The organism is Phormidium sp. FACHB-592, from assembly GCF_014695795.1.
GTDB lineage: Bacteria > Cyanobacteriota > Cyanobacteriia > Leptolyngbyales > Leptolyngbyaceae > Stenomitos.
In genome coordinates, this window is the sequence record NZ_JACJOZ010000106.1 from 219207 (window position 1) to 243698 (window position 24492).

Here is a 24492-nt window from a genome sequence, read left to right on the forward strand (position 1 = left end):
AACCTTAGAGCTATTCCTTGCTGGAAAATATAGCGTTCCCTTCCTAAAATGTTGTTAAAAGCGATAAGTCGATACACAGTACCTCAGCAGATGCCCTTGCGTCTGATTCTGGTTGTACCGTTCGTGCTACAAATCTTTGTGGCAGTGGGCTTAACGGGGTATCTGAGTATTCGTAATGGTCAAAAGTCGATTAACAATGTTGTCTCCCAACTACGCAGCGAGACCAGTAATCGAATCAATCAACAAATTCTCTTCTATTTAGAGAAGCCTTACATCATTAATCAGACGATCGCGACTGGCATTTCAACAGGACAAATTGACATTAAAGATATTAAAGCTCTAGAGCATTTCTCCTGGCGTTTGGTAAATCAAAATACAGTAGACTTTCTTCAAACTGGTACGCCGCAGGGAAAGAGTGTTCTGGTTGAACGGTTAGAGGAGGGTTTTATCGTCGCTCGTACTGGCGACACCGATCTGCCCAATCGCCAGAGCTACCGTTTAAATAACGAAGGAAAACGGGCTACCTTGCTAGAAACTAAAAAGTTTGACCCACGTACTCGCCCTTGGTATAAAGCTGCACTAAAAGCGGGTGAGCCGAGCTGGAGCAAAATCTTTGTCTCGGCTTCAGGATTATCAAAGGCGACGATTTCTCTGTCGCAACCGATTTACAGCGAGACTGGCAGCCTCCTGGGTGTGCAAAATAGTAATTTTCGCCTTTCACGGATTCATGATTTTTTGAAAAGCGTGAAGGTAGGACTGACTGGACAAACCTTTATTGTCGATCGCTCTGGGCACTTAATTGCTAGTTCAGTGATTGAGCAACCTTACAAGATTCGAGCTCAGGAACTAGAGCAGATTCCAGCGGCAGCCATTGAAAATCCTGTTATTCGTGCCACAGCCAAGGCTGTGCTTGAGCGCTTTAGTGATTTTGTCAGCATCGATCAGAGCCAACAACTTGATGTTGTGCTCGATGGCAAGCGCCAGTTTGTACAGGTTTCACCCATTCAAGACGGACACGGCGTGGACTGGTTCAGTGTTGTCGTGGTGCCTGAGTCCGACTTTATGGCAGAAATTGATGCCAACACGCGCACAACTATGTTGCTTTGTCTGGGGGCACTGGCTGTTGCAACCGTTTTGGGTATTTATACAGCTCAATTGATTACTCAGCCCCTCAGGCGTTTAAGCCAATCCGCTGAAGCAGTGGCTGATGGGGCACTCGATCAAAATGTTGCACTTTCACACGTGCAAGAGCTTAATGTGCTGGCTCGTTCGTTCAATGAGATGACCCAGCAGCTACGCGGCTCTTTTGCCAAATTAGAACAAACGAACGAGCAGCTAGAGCAGCGAGTGGAGGAGCGAACAGTAGATTTGAAGGAGGCGCTTCAAGAACTACAACACACGCAAACTCAGATGATTCAAGCCGAAAAGATGTCGAGTCTCGGACAGTTGGTCGCTGGAGTCGCACATGAAATTAATAATCCTGTAAACTTCATTCACGGTAACGTTACCCACATTAGTGAATACACTCGAGATCTCCTGGCGCTGGTGCAACTCTATCAACGTGAATGGTCAAACCCTACTCCAGCCATTCAAGACAAAATTGACGAAATTGACTTAGAGTTCCTCAATGAAGATGCCCTCAAGTTACTGACATCAATGGAGGTTGGTACCGATCGCATTCGAGAAATCGTTCAGTCTTTACGGAACTTCTCACGCCTGGATGAAGCGCAGGTGAAAGAAGTTGATATCCACGAAGGCATTGAAAGCACGCTACTGATTTTGCAGCATCGCTTGAAAGCCAAGGTAAACTGTCCACCAACCTCAGTGATTCGAGCTTACGGCGACTTGCCGCTCGTGGAATGCCACCCTGGGCAGCTCAATCAGGTGTTCATGAATATCTTGACGAATGCGATCGATGCTTTAGAAGAAAGTAATCTTGACCTCACCTATCAAGCGATCGAAACTCATCCTAATCAGATTACAATTCGCACCGCAGTGATTGATGCAGGGTGGGTAGAAATTACGATCGCCGACAATGGTCCTGGAATACCGGAGGAAATCCGTCAACACATCTTTGATCCATTCTTCACCACTAAGCCCATTGGAAAAGGTACGGGTATGGGTATGTCGATTAGCTATCAAATCATCATTGAGAAGCATGGCGGCAAACTAAACTGTTGCTCTACTGTTGGCAAGGGGACTGAATTTATGATTCAGATTCCGATCAAGCTGAGGGATACAGCAGACGGTTAAGTGTAGCGAACTGTATCGAGAATGCTGACCTATATTACTCCAATGCTAAATCGCTTCTATATCTATAAAAGATGCGCCTTAATGCCGCTAACTACGGTCAGTTGAGTTCATAACGCCTGATTGAGGCAGTCTGCGGTGCCGCGAATGAAGGGCTGCGAATTCACGAAAAGGTAAAGCAATGCCCGATAAGACTAGAGATAGTAGACCGCCTGCAGGAATCACGAGGAATGTGCCAGTTCGTAGTTGAGCAAATCTGCAATCAAGTTTCAGCGCAAGCCAAACCGTTTTCTGCGATTGTGGTAGCGTCCCGAAAAGATGCGAAAGATCTTGAACCGACGAATGACATGCTCGACTCGCACTCGGAGTCTGGCTAACGCCCGATTGTGTTCCTTTTCCTCCTTAGGCAAGGGCTGTTGGGGCGGTTTCTTAATGGGGGTACATGCGCCGGTCTAACGTGTGGCAAACCCCTGATACCCTCGATCAGCTAAACATAGTTGCGAAGCAACAAAGGGTAAGCGACTGCGCTTGAGCAGTTTGAAGTCATGAGTTTTGCCCTCGCCTACTGCCGTTGCCACAAGCTGTCCCGTGTCGAACGCCACCAGCAGTTGTGCTTTCAGGGTATGGCATTTTTGCTTGCCACTATAGTAATGTTTCTGTTTTTTGGGGGCGTTCAATTTCGATTTCGCCGACATCCACCACCAACCCCTTCCATGCCCATCCAGGTTGATACAACTGCCGTTGGCTGGGCAGGCGAAAATTACCGCCTTTGACCAACAAGTCTTCGACCTTGCGCACAATCCGTCCTACTGTCGTCTCGTGTAACCCCAGCTCACTCCGATGTGAAACTGGCTGCGGTACTCACGCCAATAGTCCAACGCTACTAGCAACTGGTCTGCCATACTCAGCTTGGCTTGCCCCCCTCAGTATCCTCGTCGTTCTAGAACCGGACGCCCCACTTCAACCATCTCGCTGAACGTATTCCGACTCACTCCACACAGCCGTTTGAACTCAGGATTTGATAGATGCTCCAACTCGTGATATCGCATGTCTACTGCTGGACTTAATTGCTATCCAAAATCTAGCTCGATTGGGAGTAGAAGACGCGTCAACTGTCACACCATCTCGCCATTTGTGCAGGAGGTCTCATGATTTCATTGCAATCAAAGTCAACGTGTCGCCATTGCAGCCCGATAGCCTCTCCGGTACGAACACCCGTCATAAATATGAACGCCACAAAGGGAGCGTAATGGGGATACCGTTGTGCAAAGCCTTTCACGATCGCACTCATCTCGCTCGCTGTGAAAGGCTTGATCGGGGGTTTTATCGCTTTCCTGGATTTGATGTTCTCGAAGGAGTTAACGTGAGCTATTCCCGTTTTTACTGCCCACCGGAGGCACGCCTTGACATAGCTCAATCGCTTGTTGAAGGTTGAAGGTGCGAGCGCCGCACTCGTTAACCATTCGCTGTCCGCGAGACTTGGCTCCGATTACACCAGCATTCCACGCACGCACCCGTAGTGATTCGCGCGCGTCGCGGCTGGCAACTCCAGACTCTCGACCCAAGCGTTCCAGACGGTCAGCAATGAGACAGCTTGGTTCTTCGGCTCCTCGACGTGAGCGCACGGCACTGCTTTCAAGGTGGATACAGCGCGGTAGCGACACAGGGTCGGATCAAACACGTCCGCTAAGATGTCGTTCTGAATCCTGACCGCGACAGCACTCGCTATGGCGACGTCACGCTTGTTAACGAACTGACCGCCTTTGATGGGGTTGAGGCTATACCGTTTACCGTCAACCGTGAACTTTAACTGGATACTTCCATTGTTGTTCACTGGCAAAATATCTCGCATCGTCCTAAAACTGTCCTAAACGAGTGCTTAGAACTTAGAACAATCGCTGAAGCCCCTTGTCTCGCGGGTATAGTTCAGTGGTAGAACGTCACCTTCCCAGGGTGAATGTCGTCGGTTCGAGTCCGATTACCCGCTTATTCAATGTTTAGAAAGCACCGTCGAAGCTTTAGAACATTTTCTCAAGACCAGGCGGGATGTGCCAACAGAGAGGCAATGCCGCGCACGCCGCGCAGTTGGTTTGATAGTGGCAAATGCCCTTTTGGTGCAGACAACGCCCATGTAAAACCTTGGGGGTAGCGTGTCCAGAGATTACCCGATCGCCAGCCAATTTTTGACCAAAGCTGATCCCAGTCTTTGCCGACGCTCAGCCAAAGCTCACGCTGGACAGAGAAACCAAAACGACCCTCAGAATGGGCAAGCCAAAGCGCATTTAAGGTTTGTAGATCGGCGATCGGAAACCGCTCAATTTCTGTAAAGTACAGCCATTTTCGTTGTACAGCCGCAGCACCCACCACTTCGCACATTTTTTGTAAGGTAAGCTGATCAGCCGCTTGAAAGTTTTGTTCAGCCAGAAGTTGTTGCAGTGGCGCGTAGTCGACTTCTGCGGCAGACCGTAGGGGAACCACGCCTTGAGGAAAATGGGTTTGTAGAAAGACTGTTGCTGCTGCTGAACCAGAGCTAAAGAGTACCTGATAAATCGTTCCCACAAGGGGTAAAACGGTATTTTCTGAGGCTTTATTTTCTGAGGCTTTGCTAGTCGCGTCGCTTGTCGCAGCCGGTGCAGCAACCGTCGTCTGCTGATATTCTGCAAGAAAGCGCATTAAGGCATCTAAACCAGCCTCACCAACTGCACCCAAATCTCGAACGATTTGCACTTGATTTTTAACGGAGGCAGCTTTCAGTTGCAGGTAAAGGGCATTTGCAGAGTCTGCATTATCGGTCACGGACATAGCGATCAAGTTGCCAGTCGAATTAGCCATCCTATCCATCAAGTCGCGTACTGCTAAGAGATTACCAAAACATTTGAGAGACGTTTACAGCACTCAAATGTTTGTGCAACACGAAAACACCAGTATAACGTTAGCAGGTCTAAAGACCGTTTTCCAAGTCGTGTGAAGCAGCCAGCAAACGGATCAGCAGTTGATACGACGCGCACGGTCAGCGCATGGTCGCAAAACTGTTGCAGTTAGGTAACGTTGGTAGCCAGAATACGCTTGACGATCGCCGATGTAGAACTGGGCACTTCAATTTGCACTAACTCTATACGACCGCCGTATGCCTGCACAATCGCGGCTTCTGGCAACGTTTCTAGCTTGTAATCGCCACCCTTAACATAGATATCTGGCTGAAGTGAGTCAAGAAGCTGGCTAGCTGTTGTTTCAGCAAAGATCACCACACCATCCACTGCTCTCAGCGCTGCTAGCACTTCCGCCCGCTGCTGCTCTGGCACAATCGGTCGTGGGGGCAGTCCTACAGCCTGTGGTTTGATTGCCTGTACTGAACGATCGCTGTTTAACCCGACTACAAGTGCTCTTCCTAAACTTCTTGCGACCTGTAAGTAGCGCACATGACCAGCATGGATTAAGTCAAAGCAACCATTTGTAAAAACCAACGGTCGCCACCGCTGCGGGTCAGCCGCGATCGCCTGTCTTAGTTCATCTAACGTATAAAGACCAGAAACCATAGGGGAAGATAAACAAAGATGGCAGAGATGTTTTAGCCTTTTTAAAGTTTACCGCTAGCTGTCGTCTCGCAATAAGCTCTCAGTTGGCAACTTGTAGCCCTGCTCAAAGGCAAACCGAACAAGCTGAGAGCGATTTTCTAGCTGCAACTTGCTAAGAATATTGCTGAGGTGAGTTTGCACCGTGCGAGGGCTAACAAAGAGATGATCGCCGATCTGTTTATTAGTAAACCCCTGAATCACCTCCCAAAACACCTTTTCTTCAGCAGGAGTCAACGGCAAGGGCTGAGGCGCTGATGTCCCCTGTCCATTTTGATTAGAATTACTAGCTTCGCGCTGCATAAGCAGCACAATTTCGCTGTGGATACGACGCGATCGCTCCAACTGCGATTCGATCTTTGCCAATAGCTCTCTCGGTTCAAAAGGTTTAATCAGGTAATCATCTGCACCGATCGAATGCCCCTGTACCCGATCTTCTACTTCTCCTTTGCTAGAGAGAAAAATGAAGGGTACGAGCTGTCCAGAACGGGTCGATCGCAAGCGGCGGCAAAATTCAAACCCATCCATCTCAGGCATCATGACATCTGAGACCACCAGATCTGGTGGATCTTGCTCAAAGACCAGGAGCGCGTCAACGCCAGACGCGACATCTTGCGTCTGATAGCCCCGTTTTTCTAGATACCGCGTCAACGCCATTCGCAGCGTTGCATCATCGTCCACTACTAAAATTTTTTTCATCTAGATTCCTACACAGCAGTACGGGGTACAAACACAAAACCGCTTGAGCTTTCTCCACGCACATTGTCCAGTATTGGCTTAAGCACGGTATGAGATGCCTTGAAAACTTGCCAAAAGACCGTTTCAGGTAGAAGCAGCAATCATTTTAGAGCAAGCTGATTGAGAGGCTCTGTGAGACGTAGTTCTTTTAGAGTTAGCTAACTACCCTAGGCTGCTGAGTCGTTTGCCCATTTGTGTGGGCGGCGTTTCACCATTGCTATCATCAAACGACGTCTTTAGGTTAAGCAGGCTGAATTGCTGATAAAGTTCAGCCATTACCTTGTTCCTATCTTAGAGTTCCCAAAGAGTTTGAACAAAGCAAATATAAGGTTTAGAACTCATAAAAATAATTTTTTTTAGAGCGTTTAATTTAGAACACAAGATTTAACCCATCAGGCAGAATCGATCACCACTTGGTTTTAGTGATTGATCGTAAGTAGCTAGACTGTGATTACCCTGAACAAACTTGATGCTTACTTTTTAAGTATCTGAACGTACAAATCACTTTGTGTCGTTTCCTTCGCTGTAGCCGTCTCTCGTCGCAAAGATAATGACAGGGGATGTGTTAGTTGTACGGCTGCTCAACAAGTCCTCAGGTCAAATTCGGTGCAGTCATTTTACGTATAGTAGACGATCGCTCCAGCGCAGTCAGATGGACTACAAACCTGCCTAGCCGTTGGGCTATTCTAACCACAGCAGTGCAGCTAAACGATGCTGTTAATGCACGTTGTCTGGTTAATGCCATTCAGCCGTTGCTTGTTTGCGCTGGTGCGCCGCTACATAAATACAGGAGTGACTGTAAATGACTTATGAAAAGATTGCACCCCCTACCACGGGTGCCAAAATTACGTTTCAAAACGGTGAACCAATTGTTCCTGATAATCCCATCATTCCCTACATTCGTGGGGATGGCACGGGCATTGACCTCTGGCCCGCTTCTCAGCTCGTTTTTGATGCAGCCGTAGAAAAAGCGTATGGCGGTAAGCGCCAGATTAGCTGGTTCAAGATTTTTGTGGGTGATGAAGCTTGTGATACCTACGGCACGTATCAGTACCTACCAGACGATTCGCTGGCAGCAATCAAAGAGTATGGAGTCGCGATTAAAGGACCGTTGACCACACCGATTGGTGGCGGCATTCGATCGCTCAACGTGGCGCTTCGCCAAATTTTTGACCTGTATGCCTGTGTACGTCCCTGCAAATACTATGCGGGTACACCGTCACCTCATCGCACGCCCGAAAAGCTGGATGTCATTATTTACCGTGAAAATACTGAAGATATCTACCTGGGCATCGAATGGAAGCAAGGGAGCGAAACTGCCGATCGCCTGATCAAGCTCCTTAACGAAGACCTGATTCCCGGCACCCCCGAACACGGCAAGAAACAAATCCCCTTGGATGCAGGCATTGGCATTAAGCCCATCAGCAAAAAAGGCTCTCAGCGGTTAGTGCGCCGCGCCATGAAACACGCCTTGCGTCTGCCCAAGGCAAAGCAAATGGTCACGCTTGTCCACAAGGGCAACATTATGAAGTACACCGAAGGTGCCTTTCGCGACTGGGGTTACGAATTGGTGACCTCTGAGTTTCGTGCTGAATGTGTAACTGAGCGCGAATCCTGGATTTTAGGTAACAAGGAGCGCCAACCAGACATCACGCTTGAAGAAAACGCGCGTCAAATCGATCCAGGTTACAACGCGCTGACGGCTGATAAGAAGGAAAAAATCTGTGCCGAGGTGAAAGAAGTTCTGGAAGCAATCTGGGAGACGCACGGTAACGGGCAGTGGAAAGAAAAAATAATGGTGAACGATCGTATTGCTGACAGCATCTTTCAGCAAATTCAGACGCGACCCGATGAATACTCCATCCTGGCAACTATGAACCTGAATGGCGATTATTTATCTGATGCGGCAGCGGCGATCGTCGGCGGACTCGGTATGGGACCCGGAGCTAACATTGGCGACGAGTGTGCCATCTTTGAAGCCACCCACGGCACCGCTCCCAAACACGCTGGACTCGATCGCGTTAATCCCGGTTCCCTGCTTCTATCTGGGGTCATGATGCTCGAATATATGGGCTGGCAAGAAGCGGCAGATCTGATTACCAAAGGTCTTAGTGCTGCGATCGCCAACCGCGAAGTTACCTATGACCTTGCCCGCATGATGGAACCGCCTGTAGAGCCACCGCTAAAGTGTTCAGAATTTGCTAAAGCAATTATTCAGCACTTTTAGAGGAAGTGGAGGAGGCAGAGGGGGCAAGGGGAGGTGAAGGAAGCATTCTGAGTTTTGCGCCCCTGCATCCCCTGCTCTCTTACACTCCTTGCTCTGCCATAGTTTCTTTATCGGCTAATACGAACCAACAAAATACCGCCAAAGACTAATCCAATGAGCGTTGGTAGCCAGCCAGCCAAAAAGGAGGAGAGAATATCAAATTGGTAGAGGGCTTCGCAAATGCTGATGAAGAGGTAGTAGGACACAATCAACACCAGGCTAATACCGAAGCTAGTGCCACGACCAACGCCTCGACGGGGCTGGGTGCCTAACGTTGCACCGACCAAACCAAAGACTAGGCAGGCGAACGGAAACGCCATTTTTTGATCAATCCGCAGCGTCAATTTGCGAATTTCCTTCTGGTTACCTGTCTGGTTCATCAGGCTCAAGTATTGCCGGATTTGAGCAATATTCATCTCGCCAGGGTCGAGCGAGGTCTGAGCAATGTCAAGCGGTGTCCGTGGCAGTTGGATCTGCTGTTGGACGAAACGAATGATATTACGGTAAGAGCCATCCGGCGCAACGACATAGATAGTGCCATTGAAGAAATCCCAGGTTTTCTGGTCAGTGTTCCAGAGGGCAGATTCAGAAGCAACGATTTGATTCAGTCCATCTTGCGAGAAGTCCAGAATAGTTAGCCCTTTCATGCGCTGACCATCAAATTGCTTGGCGTAAAAGATGCGAGACAGCTCGCTTCCGCGACCACCATCCGGTAGGCTAACGTCTCGATACTCCTGATAGAAAATATTTTGCTCCTGAAACGATGGCTCTTTTCTATTCAGCGCTGTATCGAGCGTTTCGGATGCTTGTCGATTCGCTGCTGGGACGATCGCTTCATTAAACGCGAACGTAATGCCCGTGACAATTAAGCCCATGATGATCGCAGGTGCAATCAGACGATAGATGCTGACTCCACAACTCCGGAGCGCCACTAGCTCACTATCGCTCGAAAGCCGACCATATACCGTCAAGCATGACAGCAGCATCGACATGGGAAACGATAGACCAATAAAGTAAGGCAGCTTGAGCAAAAATACCTGTGCTGCAATAGACACAGGCAACCCTGCTTCTGTCACCCGCCGCACCAGATCAAACAACACGCCGATCGCAACCCCGATCGAGGAAAACGCGCCAACCCCAAACAAAAACGGCATGATGAGTTCGCTAGCAATGTAGCGATCCATCACCGAGAAGAGCGACGGGAACCGACCAAATGGTTTTATGGGCGGCAGTTTTGTAGTGGAGAGAGAAGCCATAGGTGATTAGGGAATGGGGCGTTGGGCATTGGGCGTTGGGAGTTAGAAGTTGAGGTGGAAGGGTGAAAGAGTAAGGGTATGAAAAAAGCAAGTAGAAACGCCTCTCACTTAAAACCTTATCCTTCAGCTCTCATTCTTCATCCTTTTACTCCTCATCCACTCCTTACCGCTTCTAGGGCTGAAAACTATCGCCCAAATAATACTGTCGAACGAGTTGATTGCTGTAGAGTTCTTCAGAGCTACCAGAAGCCAGGATTTGACCGTCTCGCATAATGTAAGAGCGATCGGTAATTGCCAGTGTTTCCCGAACGTTGTGGTCAGTAATGAGGATGCCAATCTGGCGATCACGCAAGGCGGCTACGATTTGTTGAATTTCAGCAACGGCAATCGGATCAACGCCAGCAAATGGTTCATCCAGCAGCAAAAACTTTGGACCACTGCGTCCAGCCGCCAATGCTCGTGCAAGTTCTGTGCGTCGCCGCTCCCCACCAGAAACTTGAGAGCCTTTGGTATCAGCAACCTTTTCGAGCCGAAATTCCTTCAGCAGATAGCTCAGTCGCTCTTGCCATTCCTGGCGGGGGACTTGAGACTGCTCCATCACAAGAAGAATATTTTCCTGTACGGTCAAATAGCGAAAAATGCTGGCTTCTTGCGCCAGATAGCCGATGCCTAGCCGTGCGCGTCGATGCAGCGGCAGTGCAGTAATTTCCGTATCGTTTAGCCACACTCGACCTTGATTTGGCTTCTCTAGCCCTGTAGCCATGTAAAATGTTGTCGTTTTACCCGCACCGTTAGGACCCAGTAGCCCTACAATCTCTCCTTGAGAAACAGAAAGGCTAACGCGGCTGACTACAACCCGCGCACCGTAGGATTTATGAACATTCTCAAGCGCAATCTTCAACCGTCCACTCCTGGCTGTGCTGGGCAAAAAACACAAGGCTATCGACGATTTTATCGTGTATCAGTCGTCACTAGGTTAGGGCGAACCAGGAGATGACGGGCGAGAGAGCGGCGGCGCTAAATCTGATTGTGTCCGTGGCAGTGCAGGCACAGCAGGCGTAAACTGCGGTTGGTTGACAAACGGTGCAGGGTTCGCAGTAGGGACAGGCGCTGCGGTCGCATTCGGAACAAGGTAAATTGACTCGACCTGCTTAGGCGCATCTGGCAGTGCCAAGAACTTGCCCTCGTCAATCAAATAGGTGACTGTTTCACCTCTCAAACTGTTGCCCTGCTGCAAGACGTAAACATTGCCACTCAGCACAATCCGTCGTTCGCGGCTGTAGTATTGCGCTTGCGCCGATGTTGCCTGAATTTGTCGTGCTGGATAGTTAATCTGCACATTGCCACGTGCTGTAATAACTCCCGTTCTAGAGTTTGCTTCCTGCACGTCCGATCGCAATGTCAGCGATTGGTTTGCCCCTGTTTGTGCCCCAGCAGGCGGACTAACCAGAAAAAGATTCACGAAACTGTCGAAGACGACGGCAGTTGCCAACGCAACCGGAAGGAGAGCCGCTAGCTTGAGCAGTTTGAACGGAGTGCGCGGCGATCGGAGAGAAGAAGTCATGAGGCAAAAAACTCAGCAGTAGGGCTAAAAACGGACGCTTACGGCGGTTGCAGATGCTTTACGTAGTCTACCCAATCTTGCTTCGGCTGAAGCGAATTCTTCTAGACAGAATCATGGTTGAGTGCCGCTCTAGAGGATCTGAGACTGATCATCCCTGCAAGAAGTTTCATCGATCGCTAGCTTGGCTGAACGCAAGACGCTACGACTGCCCTTGATCGACTGTTTGCAGAGTAGGGAACGTAAGACGCTGGGGATCAGCGCCAGATTGGGCTTCAGCTAGATCAGGCTCCGGTTGCAGTAGCTCTAGTTGCTGCATCACAGCAATAACCTGGTCGGGTCCTGCCTGCTGAAGCGTGGTCAGAATGTGAGCGCTCTGCGCCAGAAATTGCTCTACGTTGATCGTCCCGTAGCTTGGCTGATAACCGCGCAGACGATTGATGCCTTCGCCCAGCAAAATGACAGCTCCACGCCAGTTTTGATTGCCTAGATGATAGAACGCAACCGCCACCTGCAAAATGCCCTGGTAAAACTTCTTGTCAGGCTCAGTTGCCTCAATCCACAGTGCTTCAAGGGTGTCATGGCAAGCATAAAACTCCTGCTGGTTAAATTGCTCAACCCCGTGCCAGAACTCGTCTGGTAATATCTCGTCTGTTAAGGCGTTGCTCAAAGTCTTCATCCGATTGTGGTGGCGCGTTAGAAAAGCGGTCAGCCTTCAGCGGTCAGTAGTGAACGTAAGAGCGTTATTGCCTAAAGAGCAAAAGTCTATGCCCCAACTGGTCTACGCTTGACAGCTGATTGCTGAAGGCTATTACTTGCAACTCTAGCGCTGGATCGGGTGAATGGAGCTAGCTTTCAACAGTTGACGTTCAGTGGGATCAAGTGCCACCTGATCCAGCACGGAGAGCCGAAGCGCTTGCAGCCGCGTGGTGCTGCGAACTGGAGTAAAAGCCGTTTTTAGTACGTCATACCAGAGGTTTGCCTGGGCATAGAGCTTGGCGCGATCAAGGTGATCGCGAGACCGTGCCAATTGGGTCTTCAAACCTGCTTGTAGCGGCACTACTTCGATCGTGGCTTCAGCAAAAAGGTTGCTAGAAGGGCGGCTTGGGTTGCAAACGAGTTCAACCTGCCAGCGGTAGCGCTTACCCACTGTCAACTCAGGCAGCCCATCATTTGCTGACAGCACCATGATGCCAGGGGCACTTCGCAGGCGCTTGTCCTTAATTGCTTGCACCAGTACAAAGCGATCGCCGTCCTGCTCATACAGCCTGAATTCCAACGGCACAGGTGCAGCATCACGTACAAACCAGGCAAAGGTCGGGCGTGGCGAAACCGTTTTCCCTGATTGCCCATTAGGTGTGATCAGGATCAGTGCAGGTACATTAGCGGCAGGACGTGTGTTGCTACCACAGCCTCTGCCGCCCGATGATCTGCCGCTTGACGGTGCTTTATCGTCATCTGCTAGAGCGATCGCAGGCATAAAGCACAGCCCCGCGACTATACCGGCTAGTAACTTGGTGACAATTTGTTGTTGCTTGAGAAGCGCTGAAGCGAGGTGATTCATGGCTCTCCAAAAAAGCTAGGACTCAAAAACTCTTAAGACCATTAAAGCCTTTTACGTAGGTATTGCATTGACTCAAACAGGTGAGAAAGCCGCCAGGAGCGGGAGCTACGCCATATTAGTTCACATACTACGCCGTGGGGTGTATGAGGATGACGTTGAAAACGACCTCTCAGCGATCGCGCTAATTCTCTCGCCTGAGCGGTACCACGTCCTTCTCTAGGGCTGTCAGACGCAGCGCGATCGAAAGCGGCTAGCTCCTTGCCGTTGTCAATCACCTGCAAAGTATAGCAATTTTTCTCTTGGCAACAAATAACGTCTAGACAGCTCGCAGCAACCGCGTGATTGCCAACATTGCACAATGCCTCCTGCAAAAAAAGGCAGAGCGCTTGCTTTTGATCGGTAGAAAGAGTGCAGTGTTTGAGCAACGTAAAGTCTGGTGGGATAAAAGTGTGAATAGAGCTAAACCCTGGCAAGTCACGCTTTAAGGTGTCTTCATAAACCTGATAGAGCAACGCATCAATGGGGGTTTGGGCATAGTGTTGATCGCCTGTTACTACTGCCTGCTGCATTGATTCGTACACCGATCGCAGTTCTTGATTGAGATTTTGCAGTTGCGAGCGTACGGTTTCAGCTGGCAAATCGTCTACACTGCGTAGCATGGCTGCCAGCGTTTGTAGGGGACCGTTATGCACCGCATCGTAGGTACGCTTGAGCGTCAGGCTTCGCTGCTCTAGTAATAGTCGAGAATCACGGTCAAACAGGGCAGTGGTTAGTCCTGCTGCACTCAACGCCAGCAACGATGGCACCACAGGTAACCACCAACTGAGGAGGATGCCGCCATAGGCGATCGCCACCAGGCACATGCTACCGATCGCTAGACCCAAAAGCGTTTTCCAGGGTGATTGCAACAGCAGACCGAGAGCAGTGCCAAGCAACCCCCACAGCAAAATCCAGGCATATTCCCAGCCTTCTGCCCAGGTATGTAGCAAGGGACGCTGGTCTAGCACAGCACTAATAAGTTGGCTAATTGCATGGGCATGATTTTCAATGCCGTAGAGCAACTGATACTCGTCAGTGCTACCTGTTGCCTCGCTGAGCAAGCTGCCCTTAAGAGCATCGGTCATAATGGTGTCGTTAAGGCTGTGAGAAGCAGTTACGCCTACCAGGACGATGCGATCGCGCATTAGCTCTGGTTTGACTCTGCCTTGCAGCACATCCATCATCGAAACAACTGGAAAGGGGGCTGGATGGCTGCGAAAGTTGATTAACAGTTGGTTGCCTCCCGCCTTTGCTCTCACGTAGCCGCCTGTATAGGCACGAAAGCGCGGCAAAGTAGTTGTGCCAAGTCGAATCGGGTCGCTGGCACGGGTGCCGTGTTGCAGGGCAATGCCTTTTGTCTTGAGGTAGCCTGCCGCCAACAACAGCGGTAACGAATATTTCACAGTCCCAGAATCTACCTTGCTTGCCAGTAGACAGCGCCGCAGTTTGCCATCTGGGTCAAGAATAATATCAGCTAGCCCAACCTGTGTGGGAGGCAACTCTGGAGGCGGTTTGACTTTGAGCGTAGCGACTGAACTCACATCTGCTTCAATGCCAATTAAATTAGGGCTAGCTCTCAAAAGCTGCGCTAATTCAGCCCGATCGGGATCGGTGGTGATATCGCGAAACAGATCAAGCCCCATGACTGCTGGCTGATAGCTTTGGATCGCTTTGAGAAGCGTTGCCAACTCGCGATCGGGGATCGGGTACTTTCCCACGCTGCGAATGTCTTCTTCATTGATGCCAACAATGACAACCCGCGAGTCTGGTGCTTCTAAAGGACGCGATCGTAGAGCGCGATCGAACGCTGTCCATTCCAACCGTTGTAGTGAACCAGTCATCCGGGCACCTGCGACCAGCCCAATCACTAGCAATCCTGGCAGTAACCCCACTCGCCAAACCCTAATGTGCTGACCAATCTGCGTCCAGAATCTAGCATTCACTTTAATTTCCATGTAAGCAAAGAGGGGCTAGGCTTTGATAATGTGTGACGACGAACAGATAGCTTGCACGGTAGACCCTGAAGGAAGACTGATTCACCACTGCGGTAATGAGCTTAGGGCATTCGCACTCAAGGGGAGGGAGGGGTATTGCCCAATAGCCACCGCCTCAACTTAATAAACCGAGTTTACGAGCCGCGATCGCAATTTGAATCCGCAGATCCTTATCGGGTTCATCATAAATACCCAGAGCATCTTGCAACCTCACCCAGTAGTTGCGAATCGTGCGATCGCTTACCTGCATCCGCTCGGCGATCGCTTTATCGGTCAGTCCCTCCTGAAACTTCAGCGTGAGTACCTCCAGCCATTTGCGGTCAAACTCCGATCGGGCACGCAGTTCTGGTGGCAAGTAGATCGAACCACGGAGCGCAAAATCGACCAGTCGAATCATCTCCCGAATCGGCGATGACTTGTCCATAGCTGCAAACCCACCTTCGTAGGCGTTAATCATTGGCTTCAACTGCACCAACGGTTTGATGTTGGTACTGACCACCAAAAGATTGGGTGCCAGTTTACTTTCGATTAGCAGCTTTAGAAACTTGATGCCCACGTCGGCACTAGCAGGCGCGTAGGGTTTTGGAGGCACGCTTAAGTCCAGCAAAACCAGGGTGGGATGGTAATAGCCGATTTGGGTCTGAGCCGTTTGAATATCCTGAGCCGTGAAAATTTCGACTGTGGGATAGGCGCGCTTGAGGGCAGGGACGGTGCCTTCTAGAATCGCTTCATGGTCATCAATTACTAAAAAGGTGTGGGTCGGGTCCGTAGACGCACGTTGACTCATTGCTTACACCTACATAACTGCTGTCTCATAGCGTGGCTCATGACTATCAGCAAATGCTACCAGCAACGAGAATGAGGATGCAGTAATCTTTTTTAGATCCGCTTTCAGTTTGCTCCAAGGCTGGCTCTCGATCGCTTGTACCAGCGTACTTTTGCTAAAAGCTTTGAGACTGCTTTAACAATGTATTCAGGTCGTGAAGCGATTCAGACCTCTTAATGGCTTCAAGATGCTAGGTTTTGGTAGTCGTGAATGCTTGAGACTGTCTTGGCATCCAGTGCTTTGACATCAGTTATTAGTAGATATTGATAGAATCATGGGCTGTAGGCAAAACGCAGTGATCGAGCGATAGCTGCCCTAGTCAACAAACTTTCAGCCTAAGCTTTTCAGTCAGAAAGCTTTCCTGTAATCTAATTGGTCTGCCAACTAAGCGACGATGCTCTGTCAGAAAAACGTATGTCAGCAAAAGTAATTGTGCGTCAGCAAACCCCTCTCCTTATAAGCCTGGTGCTGCTCCTGGGGCTGTGCCTGCCACAAGGGGTAGCAGCACAAGCCCGTAACAATCTAAACGATGATCGGGTGACAGAACTGCTAGCGGAAGGACGCAAGCTCGTTGATGCTGGCAGGCTGCCTGATGCGATCGCCGTCTACCAACAAGCAGCAGCACTCGATAGCCAAAATCCGCGCATTTTCTCAGGTATTGGCTTTCTGGAAGCCAACCAAGGACGCTTTCGCGAGGCAGTTTCAGCTTATCAACAGGCGATCGCCCTTGATCCCAAAAACGCTGATTTTTACTATGCGCTTGGCTTTAGCGAAGCTAATCTCGGTAACAACGGTGCAGCGATCGCGGCTTACCGTCAGGCGACGCTCTTTAATCCTCGCCATATGAATGCCCAAATTGGCTTAGGTGTAGTGCTGACCCGCGAGAAAAACTACGGCGAGGCACTGCGGGTGACCCAGCGGGCGATCACGTTAGAACCTCGTAACTACAGACCTTATGAACTCATGGGCAACTTGCTGCTGCAACAAGAACGACCGCAAGATGCCGTTAAGCCTTTGTTGCAGGCGGCTCAACTCGCTCCCCGGCAGGCTAGCATTCAGGTTAGCTTGGGAACTGCCCTACTCGACGAAGGCAATCTCGAACGAGGTGTTGCAAGGCTGGAATACGCCGAGCAACTTGAACCGCGCAACGCGACACTTCAGTTACAGATCGCCAAAATTTTGCAAGCCAAAGGGCAGTACAACCGCGCTCTAAAGTCTTACCAGCGGGCACTCTTCCTCAAAGCTGATCTCGTAGAAGCGCAGGTGGCGATCGGTGATATTTACATGGAGAAGCAAGACTATTTTTCGGCAGCCGTTGCTTATCGTCAATATACTGCTGCAGCACCACAAAACCCCGAGGCGTATTATAAGCTTGGCAAAGCACTGAAAAACCGCGATCGCAAAGACGACGCACGTACAGCACTGGAGCAAGCAAAACGGCTCTATAAAGACCAGGGCAAGCAAGATGGCGTGAGGGCTGTTGACCTCCTGCTAAGAGAGCTAAAGCAGAAAAAAGGCTGATGATCGACGGAGTATAGGCTAACGCTTCCCTTACTCCTTCCCCCGCTGGCGCAGGATAAACTCCGCGATCGCCAAATCCATCGGTGTTGTCACCTTCAAGTTGCTCTCTTCCCCCGGCACAACGGTCACAGGCAAGCCGCATTGCTCAAATAATGCCGCATCATCAGTCACTTCCCAACCCTGGCGAATGCCCTCATCGTGACAACGCGTTAATGGCTCTACTGCAAAGCCCTGAGGAGTTTGGGCTGCCCAAAGCTGACGGCGATCGGGTGTGCTGGCAATCAACTGCGTCGCGGGTGCCACTACTTTGATCGTGTCTTTTACTGGCACCGCAGCAATGAGACCGGGAGAGCGAAGAAGAGCCGCCGCGCAGCGATCGATCAACTCAGGCGTAACCAAACACCGAGCGCCATCATGAATCAACACGCGCTCTGCCACAACTGGTAATGCCTGTAAGCCCTTGTAAACCGATTCCTGACGAGTGGTTCCCCCTGGAATCCAGTGAACGCACTTCGTCATCCCCAGGCTGATCACAATTTCCTTAAAGTCAGGAAGGTCGTCTGGCTGACCAATAATGCCAACCCACCGCACCGATCGTGATGCTTTGATTGCAGCCAGCGTCCAAGCAAGGACGGGCTTATCTAACAGGGGAAGCAGCAGCTTGTTGCGACTACTGCCCATACGGCGACCAGATCCAGCGGCTGGAATCAAGAGATACACGGCAGACCTCTAAGGTTGAGCGTTCATTAGTCGTGACTTCAACAGCGTTTCAGAAAGACAGGCTTTTAGGAATGAACTTTCAGGAAAGGGCTTTCAGGAAAGGGCTTTCAGGAAGGTAAGCGAACGGTGGTACTCTTACAGAGATGAGTGAGTCAGCGTATGAGGTTAAGACACCGTTAGATGCAGCATAGCCATGACATAGTAAGCGATCGCCAGGAGGCAGGAAAAGGTGCTGAAAGAAAAGGTGCTGAAATTTGGCTGCTGACGGCTCAATCAGAGCCTAATTTGCCGAAACTGCCTCTATACCTTCGCGTTTCAAATTATGCGCGTATGGTGACGTGCAAGACGCAAAACTTTCCGGTTTCTTCACGTAAAATTAAGAGCGAATTAGCGTAAAGAATTATTATGCGAATTGTAGCCCTCGTCCCCGGTGGAATTGGCGATCAACTTCTATTCTTTCCAACCCTGGACGATTTGAAGCAAGCCCATCCTAATGCTCTGATTGATGTTGTGGTTGAACCGAGGGCAAAAGATGCTTATCGGGTTTGCAAATCGGTGCACAGCACAATTTTGTTTGACTTTAAGGGGCGCAACAGTCTGGCAGATTTAGGCAATCTTCTGGGTGTTATTCGCGAACGTGAGTACGATTTGGTGCTTTCGTTGGGGCAACGCTGGGCAGTTGGCTTACTCCTGTGGTTGACTGGCATTCCCAATCGGGTTGGTTATGCTGGCAGCGCTGGCGAATTCTTTCTCACCCGTGCCGTTCCCCTCAAGCAAAATCAGTACGCGGCTCAGATGTACCACGATCTGCTGCAAGGGGTAGATATCCATAAGCCTTGCCCTGAGATGGCGATTAGCGTTCCTGCCCAAGATCTTGACTGGGCAGAGGGTGAAGCCAAGCGTTTAGGCATTCAAAGCAATGGCTATGTGCTGATTCATGGCGGGTCTAGCCAGCTAGCAAAAGAGAAGGGCATCGACAAAATTTATCCTATCGAAAGCTGGAAAGGCATCATTCAAGACTTTGAGCACCGACAGCCCGACCTACCGATCGTCATCGTTCAAGGTCCTGATGATGCCGAATTTGTGGCTGCGCTGCTACAAACAAGCCCTAAACTGAAAGTCACTGCGCCTGCTGATGTGGGCAAGCTGGCAGCGATGATCGCGGCAGCAAACTTAATGCTGTGTACCGATAGCGCTCCGATGCATCTGGCAGTGGCTGTAAAAACCTACACAGTGGCGCTCTTTGGTCCTACCGAGCCTAAAAAACTGCTGCCTGAAAGCAACCGCTTTATTGGCATCAAATCGCTGACTGGCAAGATGTCTGACATTTCGCCGCAAACCGTGTTGGAGAAAGTTTGGAGCAGTTAGGGCGTGACAAGACGAGCCGTTTTTCTCGATCGCGATGGGGTGCTCAATCAAGAAGTGGGCTACATCCACCAGGTTGAAGACCTGCACTTGATGCCGGGCGTTGCGCAGGCAGTCAGGCGCTTAAACCAGGCAGGTTTGTTTTGCTGTCTGGTGTCCAATCAATCGGGTCCGGCTAGAGGCTACTATCCAGCCAGCCATGTCGATGCCTTACACGATCGCCTCTGCCATTTACTTAAAACTGAGGCAGGTGCAAAACTGGATGCCCTCTATTATTGCCCGTCTTTAAGCGCCCCCGAAGGCGGCATTGAGCCAGAGTATACCCGCTGGAGCACTTGGCGAAAGCCTAATACAGGCATGCTGGTAGCGGCTGCCTGGGAACACGATCTAGACCTTAGTCAGAGCTTTATGGTGGGCGACAAAGCAACGGATGTTGATATGGCGCACAACGCAGGCTGTGTTGGCATTTTGGTGCAAACAGGCTTTGGCGATCGTGTCCTCAGCGGCAAGTACCAGCACTTTACCCAGCCAGACTTCACCGCGACCGATCTTTCCATCGCAGTAGACTGGCTGTTGCAACAAGTAGCGGTCGGCAACTAACGTTAGCCACACACTTTTTTCACATCGGGACGCTGGCTAACGCCATCCCACCACGTTCGCAGTTTCGGCGTTTGAGCGGTAACTGCCTCAAACTCTGGCGTTTTTGAGAGATAGATAAAGATAGGAATGAGATAAAAATCAGCAATGCCCACGTCACTACCGAGAAGATAGGGGCTGCCAACTGTTAGCGACTCGATCGCCTCTAGCGCTGTTTTGGCAGGTGCAACGGCGTTTGCTATCAGAGCTTCATCCGGCTTGCCACCCTGGTTAGGCACAATTAAACGCTGAATCACAATCGTACTAATTGCGTTTGCATAAAGATAACTATCAATGATGGAAATGATTTGACGCATCCGCGCCTGGGCAAGCGGCTCTGATGGGCTAAATTTGCGATCGGCAAGCGTTGCATCCAGGTATTCGACGATCGCATTTGTTTCGTACAGCAACGTCCCATCAACCTCCAGCGTCGGTACCTTCCCAAACGGATTTTTGGCTAAGTACTCTGCCGACTGGCTTTCGCCATTAAAGATATCCACACTTTTAAGGTCATAGTCTGCACCAATGCCCTCAAGCAGCAACCGAGTGGTACGAACGTAAGTGCTAATGGGCGTACCGTAAACTGTAAGCTTTGCCATGTTGTGTCAATACCTGAGCGAACGATGAACATTATGAGGATACTCGTTGTTATAGCAATCGCCTCAACTAAAAACCGCATGACATCTTACTAGCCCAGCGTTGCGTGGATTAGCTTCTATCGGTGGGCACGCCTACACGTTAGAACAGGCACGAAAGAGCTAAAACGGTACAACCAACGATGCGCCTAGCAAAAGAACCGCGATCGTATCAACAATGCCGTGAATGGTGATGGATGCCCACAGGCGATTTGTTTCACCAAAAGCAAGCGCGTAGAACATAGAAGCCAGGGTTGCCAGCGCTGCATAAATCGCTTTGTACTGGAAGGGCGAGAGCGCGATGCCTGCACCCGGCTCATTGCCAATGTGGCAAAGACCAAAAATGATAGAACCAATGACAGCGGAGAGTAGAACAAGCCGCTTGCGATCGCGTTGCAAGGGCGCTTGAGCTTGAATCTGATCGCGAATAAACACCATTAGCCCTGATCGAAACAAAATTTCCTCAAAAAGACCCACTCGAAAGCCAAACAGAATGGCATAGCTCAGAAAAAAGAGAACAGAGTGAGCGATCGTTGGCAAATTAAACGTAGAAGCTTGAGGTTGTGTAAATCTAAGCAAAAGCGCCAGCGGCACCAGGATTAAAGCCGCCGTTAAAACAGCTTTGACTGTGTAGAAAACGTCGGTTTTACGAATTTGAAAGCTGTAGCCAAAGTGTTCTCGTCCTAACCTGGTGCCAAAAATAACGACAAGGACGAAAAGAGTTAAACCAATAAATGGTCCAAAGCTAAAAAACGGTCTAGAAAAGCAAAACAAACTTAGTAGACAAGCCCCAGTTAAAAGCAGATCAAACACCGTCATGCGGGTTGCCGAGGGGGTGACGAGCGGCGATACTAGCAAAACAGTAATTAAAATGTAGGCAGAACCAATAAAATAGCCCGAATATTCTGCTTTGAATGCAGTTGAAATCAGTGATGTGTGGATAAGACTGAAGTAAATAAAGTTGGCAATCAGCAGAAAAGTAAGCTGGCTATTTTGCTTGATCGTTGAGAGTAACGTCGGTGGCTTGAAGCCGTGTGGCTTGCGCTCGCGTAGTCCCAGCATCACAAACGGCAGCCTCAACACCACAAAAGCGCCCAGCAAAAACAAAACAACGTTGAGCCAAAAAGAATCCTGAATGATTAAGCGATCGAATTGGTTAAGCCAGCCAAACCGAGCCGGATTTAAACCAAGTAATTTGACTACGCTAATATAAACTCCAAGCAAAAAACAGGTGACTGTTTGAAACCAAAGCCCGTTATTTCTTAACAGCACTCGTCTGGCAAGTTCTGCCCCTTCATAGGTTGCCAGAAAGAAGATTGGTACTGCTGCAAAAACCACAAATGATGCCGCTTCAACCAGCTTTTCTGTAAGCGTCCAGGGTTTACTGCTAAAGCCCAAACGAATGACGATCGCGCTAAACCAAAGAACACAGCCAATCACCGCAAATGCCAGTTCGCCATTGCCGCTGTAGCGTTTTGGTGCAGCAAACTCGCAGCGGTTTGTTAAAAAGCCCAGATTCATTAATTGATCACAAATGAACTTTGAAATCATAACACTCTGCTTTTTACACCAGTAGTGAGAGTGCAGGACGGATTGGTGGCGTAAGACTTGGTAGCATAAGCTGTCATGCTTGAGCGTGTAAGCACGAGAATGGAATGCAAGCAATAAAAAAATGGCTGACACAGCGAGAGAACAAGCAACTGGTGAGCCTTCTCATAGGCGGCTTTTTGCTGCGAAGTGCGATCGCCCTTTGGCTACCAGTCGGTTTTGATGAAGGCTACTACTACCTCTACAGCCTCCATCCAGACTGGAGCTATTTTGACCATCCGCTGTTAGTAGCACTGACCACAGGCTTTGGTCCCTTGTTGACCCATACCGTGTCCCCCTTCACCATTCGGTTAGGATCGCTGCTGCTACACACAGGCTCGCTGCTGTTGCTGTATTTGACTAGTGTGCGGCTGTTTTCCAGGCAAGCAGCAATCCTCACGCTGGCGATCGCCACCCTCATCCCCATCTTTCAACTCGGCTTCGGTGTATTGACGTTGCCAGACAGCCCACTGATGTTCTTCTGGACAGCGACTTTATATGTGGCAGTTTGCGAGTTTTTTGATCAGCAAGAAGATAAGGAATCGCAGCAACCTAGAGAGGCAGACCACTCTCTCCCCCTGCTGCCCCCTTACTTCTCTCCCTACCGTCCCACCTATCGGCTCGCGATCGTCGGTTTACTCATCGGACTTGCCTGCTTAAGCAAATATCACGGACTGGCACTTGGTTTCGGACTCATTGGTTTCTGCCTTACCAGCCCACGTTCCCGTTCGGCGCTGCTTTCGCCCTGGACATTCGCAAGCGTGGGGCTGTTTGCGCTAGCAGTTCTACCGATCGTCATTTGGAATGCTCAACACGACTGGGTTTCACTGCGGTTTCAGTCTGGGCGGGCAGTTCCCGATCGTGGCTATAGTGTCCTCGATCTGCTGGTTACTTTTCTTGTGGGCGTGGGTTATTTGTTTCCAACCTTCGGCTTTCCGCTCTGGTGGGTCAGCAGTAAAGCAGTGATCGAATCGATCAACCGAAGAAGATCCGTGAAAACGCAGAAGCGTAGGGGAGCAGAGGCGCAGGGGAGCAGGGAAAGCAAGAGCAAAGAAACCGGAAGCTACGCCTTAGCCCTCTCCCCTCTCCCCTCTCCCAAAACTGCCTTCCTCCTCTGGCTGTCCCTACCGCTGATGCTGACCTTTACCTTTATGGGTGGGTATCGAGCGATTCTGCCAACCTGGGCAATGCCAGGGTTTTGGAGTGCCACACTCTTACTAGGACAGCAGGCAGTTAGTTGGCAACAGCGATCGCCCAAAGTTATCAAACGTTGGTTATGGGGTTCAGGCTGGGTAGTCACCAGTGTGCTGCTGCTGCTGCTGCTGCATCTAACGCTTGGCACGCTACAAAAACCGAGCCGTTATGCCCTCCTTGGCGGGTTTTTGACTCCCAGCAATGATGCGTCTACGCAGTTGATTGACATCCAGCAACTGCGACAGGGCTTTGCGTCTCCCTTACTGACTGTAGCTATGAGCCAAGCCAATTTTGTGTTTACTAATGACCTGTTTCTCGCAGGACAGGTGGGGATGGCGATCGCACCGCTTCAGCCCAAACCAATCACCTGCTTCGATCAAGACTTGCGCGGTTTTGCCTTCTGGTCAACGCCCGATCAATGGGTAGGGCAGGATGGCTTGCTGGTCACATTAGCCTCGCAGTCAAGCAGAACGGTTAAACAATATCAGGCATACTTTCAGACCATCCAAAAGGTTGCGGATCTGCCGATTCGTCGTGGTGGGGCGATCGTTCAGGTGGTCGAAGTGTATCAATGCCAACGCTTACTCAAACCCTACCCACGACCCTACGGGCAAAGTTAGTTGATTCAGCTAAGAATAAGGGATGTAGAGAAGCTGTTTTTAGCAGCATACCCCAGAAAATAGAGTGATTGTCTGCATAGCTTTGCTCCCCTCACATAGGGACTCAGAGCACTCGCTCCTATTGGGCACCGCCCTTTTCCTTTTTACA

At 50.1% G+C, this 24492-nt stretch carries 21 protein-coding genes, 1 tRNA gene and 1 pseudogene; 7 read left to right on the forward strand and 16 right to left on the reverse strand.

All coding sequences use genetic code 11. The features are described from left to right. The first annotated feature begins 90 nt into the window (after positions 1–90). The gene (locus H6F86_RS30480; protein WP_242033771.1) at positions 91–2253 is read left to right on the forward strand and encodes an ATP-binding protein; all 2163 of its coding nucleotides are present in this window, start codon (positions 91–93) and stop codon (positions 2251–2253) included. A gap of 266 nt (positions 2254–2519) precedes the next feature. Here H6F86_RS30480 and H6F86_RS32625 read toward each other — a convergent pair. The 3 genes and pseudogenes from H6F86_RS32625 to H6F86_RS30490 all read right to left on the reverse strand — a co-directional run bounded on the left by H6F86_RS32625 (position 2520) and on the right by H6F86_RS30490 (position 3875). Continuing rightward, positions 2520–2945: pseudogene (locus tag H6F86_RS32625) on the reverse strand (transposase family protein). Then, entirely contained in the window at positions 2893–3048 is a 156-nt protein-coding gene (locus H6F86_RS31835; RefSeq protein WP_199305591.1) for a hypothetical protein, read from the reverse strand. Before H6F86_RS31835 ends, H6F86_RS32625 begins: the two are co-directional and overlap by 53 nt. Positions 3049–3608: 560 nt before the next feature. After that, positions 3609–3875 (reverse strand): hypothetical protein, encoded by a 267-nt coding sequence (locus tag H6F86_RS30490; protein ID WP_206756125.1) that lies wholly within the window; start codon positions 3873–3875, stop codon positions 3609–3611. A gap of 290 nt (positions 3876–4165) precedes the next feature. Between H6F86_RS30490 and H6F86_RS30495 the strand changes: the two genes are divergently transcribed. Further along, positions 4166–4237, forward strand: a tRNA-Gly gene (locus tag H6F86_RS30495). A gap of 44 nt (positions 4238–4281) precedes the next feature. Here the strand turns inward: H6F86_RS30495 and H6F86_RS30500 are convergent. The 3 genes from H6F86_RS30500 to H6F86_RS30510 all read right to left on the reverse strand — a co-directional run bounded on the left by H6F86_RS30500 (position 4282) and on the right by H6F86_RS30510 (position 6521). Then, positions 4282–5082 carry a GUN4 domain-containing protein gene (locus H6F86_RS30500; RefSeq protein ID WP_199305593.1) on the reverse strand — a complete coding sequence of 267 codons (801 nt, stop codon included), beginning with the start codon at positions 5080–5082 and terminating at the stop codon, positions 4282–4284. Between the two features lie 206 nt (positions 5083–5288). Continuing rightward, the gene (gene rfaE2, locus H6F86_RS30505) at positions 5289–5786 is read right to left on the reverse strand and encodes a D-glycero-beta-D-manno-heptose 1-phosphate adenylyltransferase (protein WP_190455144.1); all 498 of its coding nucleotides are present in this window, start codon (positions 5784–5786) and stop codon (positions 5289–5291) included. 54 nt (positions 5787–5840) lie between these two features. Further along, entirely contained in the window at positions 5841–6521 is a 681-nt protein-coding gene (locus H6F86_RS30510) for a response regulator transcription factor (RefSeq protein ID WP_190455147.1), read from the reverse strand. 841 nt (positions 6522–7362) lie between these two features. Here H6F86_RS30510 and H6F86_RS30515 point away from each other — a divergent pair. Next, positions 7363–8787 carry an NADP-dependent isocitrate dehydrogenase gene (locus H6F86_RS30515; RefSeq protein ID WP_190455150.1) on the forward strand — a complete coding sequence of 475 codons (1425 nt, stop codon included), beginning with the start codon at positions 7363–7365 and terminating at the stop codon, positions 8785–8787. Between the two features lie 107 nt (positions 8788–8894). Here the strand turns inward: H6F86_RS30515 and H6F86_RS30520 are convergent, their stop codons facing one another. The 7 genes from H6F86_RS30520 to H6F86_RS30550 form a co-directional block, all read right to left on the reverse strand. Next, positions 8895–10010: an LptF/LptG family permease gene (locus H6F86_RS30520; RefSeq protein WP_190455398.1), complete on the reverse strand. Its 1116-nt coding sequence runs from the start codon at positions 10008–10010 to the stop codon at positions 8895–8897. 244 nt (positions 10011–10254) lie between these two features. After that, positions 10255–10983: an LPS export ABC transporter ATP-binding protein gene (lptB, locus tag H6F86_RS30525; RefSeq protein ID WP_190455153.1), complete on the reverse strand. Its 729-nt coding sequence runs from the start codon at positions 10981–10983 to the stop codon at positions 10255–10257. A 75-nt stretch (positions 10984–11058) separates the two neighbouring features. Then, positions 11059–11646: an LptA/OstA family protein gene (locus H6F86_RS30530; protein WP_190455156.1), complete on the reverse strand. Its 588-nt coding sequence runs from the start codon at positions 11644–11646 to the stop codon at positions 11059–11061. Between the two features lie 199 nt (positions 11647–11845). Beyond that, positions 11846–12313, reverse strand: a complete 468-nt coding sequence (locus tag H6F86_RS30535) for a DUF309 domain-containing protein (RefSeq protein WP_347241429.1) — start codon at positions 12311–12313, stop codon at positions 11846–11848. 153 nt (positions 12314–12466) lie between these two features. After that, positions 12467–13207: a DUF928 domain-containing protein gene (locus H6F86_RS30540; RefSeq protein ID WP_190455162.1), complete on the reverse strand. Its 741-nt coding sequence runs from the start codon at positions 13205–13207 to the stop codon at positions 12467–12469. A gap of 41 nt (positions 13208–13248) precedes the next feature. After that, positions 13249–15189 (reverse strand): CHASE2 domain-containing protein, encoded by a 1941-nt coding sequence (locus tag H6F86_RS30545; RefSeq protein WP_190455165.1) that lies wholly within the window; start codon positions 15187–15189, stop codon positions 13249–13251. A gap of 166 nt (positions 15190–15355) precedes the next feature. Beyond that, positions 15356–16027, reverse strand: a complete 672-nt coding sequence (locus tag H6F86_RS30550) for a response regulator transcription factor (protein WP_190455170.1) — start codon at positions 16025–16027, stop codon at positions 15356–15358. A 453-nt stretch (positions 16028–16480) separates the two neighbouring features. Between H6F86_RS30550 and H6F86_RS30555 the strand changes: the two genes are divergently transcribed. Continuing rightward, on the forward strand, positions 16481–17587 hold the full coding sequence (locus tag H6F86_RS30555; RefSeq protein ID WP_199305594.1) for a tetratricopeptide repeat protein: 1107 nt from the start codon (positions 16481–16483) through the stop codon (positions 17585–17587). A gap of 30 nt (positions 17588–17617) precedes the next feature. Here the strand turns inward: H6F86_RS30555 and ispD are convergent, their stop codons facing one another. Next, positions 17618–18307: a 2-C-methyl-D-erythritol 4-phosphate cytidylyltransferase gene (gene ispD, locus H6F86_RS30560; RefSeq protein ID WP_190455173.1), complete on the reverse strand. Its 690-nt coding sequence runs from the start codon at positions 18305–18307 to the stop codon at positions 17618–17620. Between the two features lie 405 nt (positions 18308–18712). Between ispD and H6F86_RS30565 the strand changes: the two genes are divergently transcribed. Together H6F86_RS30565 and H6F86_RS30570 are read left to right on the forward strand one after the other, a co-directional pair. Continuing rightward, a complete protein-coding gene (locus H6F86_RS30565) occupies positions 18713–19675 on the forward strand; it encodes a glycosyltransferase family 9 protein (protein ID WP_190455176.1) in 963 nt (320 codons plus the stop codon). Positions 19676–19678: 3 nt separating this feature from the next. Continuing rightward, positions 19679–20272: an HAD-IIIA family hydrolase gene (locus H6F86_RS30570; RefSeq protein WP_190455179.1), complete on the forward strand. Its 594-nt coding sequence runs from the start codon at positions 19679–19681 to the stop codon at positions 20270–20272. A 2-nt stretch (positions 20273–20274) separates the two neighbouring features. Here the strand turns inward: H6F86_RS30570 and H6F86_RS30575 are convergent, their stop codons facing one another. Both H6F86_RS30575 and H6F86_RS30580 read right to left on the reverse strand, forming a co-directional pair. Beyond that, positions 20275–20907, reverse strand: a complete 633-nt coding sequence (locus H6F86_RS30575) for a glutathione S-transferase family protein (RefSeq protein WP_190455182.1) — start codon at positions 20905–20907, stop codon at positions 20275–20277. A 159-nt stretch (positions 20908–21066) separates the two neighbouring features. After that, positions 21067–22494, reverse strand: a complete 1428-nt coding sequence (locus H6F86_RS30580) for a CPBP family intramembrane glutamic endopeptidase (RefSeq protein WP_190455185.1) — start codon at positions 22492–22494, stop codon at positions 21067–21069. Positions 22495–22598: 104 nt separating this feature from the next. On the opposite strand from H6F86_RS30580, the gene H6F86_RS30585 reads away from it, so the two are divergent. Continuing rightward, a complete protein-coding gene (locus H6F86_RS30585; protein ID WP_190455188.1) occupies positions 22599–24344 on the forward strand; it encodes a glycosyltransferase family 39 protein in 1746 nt (581 codons plus the stop codon). Positions 24345–24492: the final 148 nt, after the last annotated feature.

Coding starts and splice junctions, on each gene's coding strand:
- H6F86_RS30585 (WP_190455188.1), top strand. CDS start 22,599: ATGCAAGCAATAAAAAAATGGCTGACACAGCGAGAGAACAAGCAACTG.
- H6F86_RS30565 (WP_190455176.1), top strand. CDS start 18,713: ATGCGAATTGTAGCCCTCGTCCCCGGTGGAATTGGCGATCAACTTCTA.
- H6F86_RS30580 (WP_190455185.1), bottom strand. CDS start 22,494: ATGATTTCAAAGTTCATTTGTGATCAATTAATGAATCTGGGCTTTTTA.
- H6F86_RS30575 (WP_190455182.1), bottom strand. CDS start 20,907: ATGGCAAAGCTTACAGTTTACGGTACGCCCATTAGCACTTACGTTCGT.
- H6F86_RS30530 (WP_190455156.1), bottom strand. CDS start 11,646: ATGACTTCTTCTCTCCGATCGCCGCGCACTCCGTTCAAACTGCTCAAG.
- H6F86_RS30520 (WP_190455398.1), bottom strand. CDS start 10,010: ATGGATCGCTACATTGCTAGCGAACTCATCATGCCGTTTTTGTTTGGG.
- H6F86_RS30540 (WP_190455162.1), bottom strand. CDS start 13,207: ATGAATCACCTCGCTTCAGCGCTTCTCAAGCAACAACAAATTGTCACC.
- H6F86_RS30515 (WP_190455150.1), top strand. CDS start 7,363: ATGACTTATGAAAAGATTGCACCCCCTACCACGGGTGCCAAAATTACG.
- H6F86_RS30510 (WP_190455147.1), bottom strand. CDS start 6,521: ATGAAAAAAATTTTAGTAGTGGACGATGATGCAACGCTGCGAATGGCG.
- H6F86_RS30480 (WP_242033771.1), top strand. CDS start 91: ATGCCCTTGCGTCTGATTCTGGTTGTACCGTTCGTGCTACAAATCTTT.
- H6F86_RS30555 (WP_199305594.1), top strand. CDS start 16,481: ATGTCAGCAAAAGTAATTGTGCGTCAGCAAACCCCTCTCCTTATAAGC.
- H6F86_RS30500 (WP_199305593.1), bottom strand. CDS start 5,082: ATGGCTAATTCGACTGGCAACTTGATCGCTATGTCCGTGACCGATAAT.
- rfaE2 (WP_190455144.1), bottom strand. CDS start 5,786: ATGGTTTCTGGTCTTTATACGTTAGATGAACTAAGACAGGCGATCGCG.
- H6F86_RS30550 (WP_190455170.1), bottom strand. CDS start 16,027: ATGAGTCAACGTGCGTCTACGGACCCGACCCACACCTTTTTAGTAATT.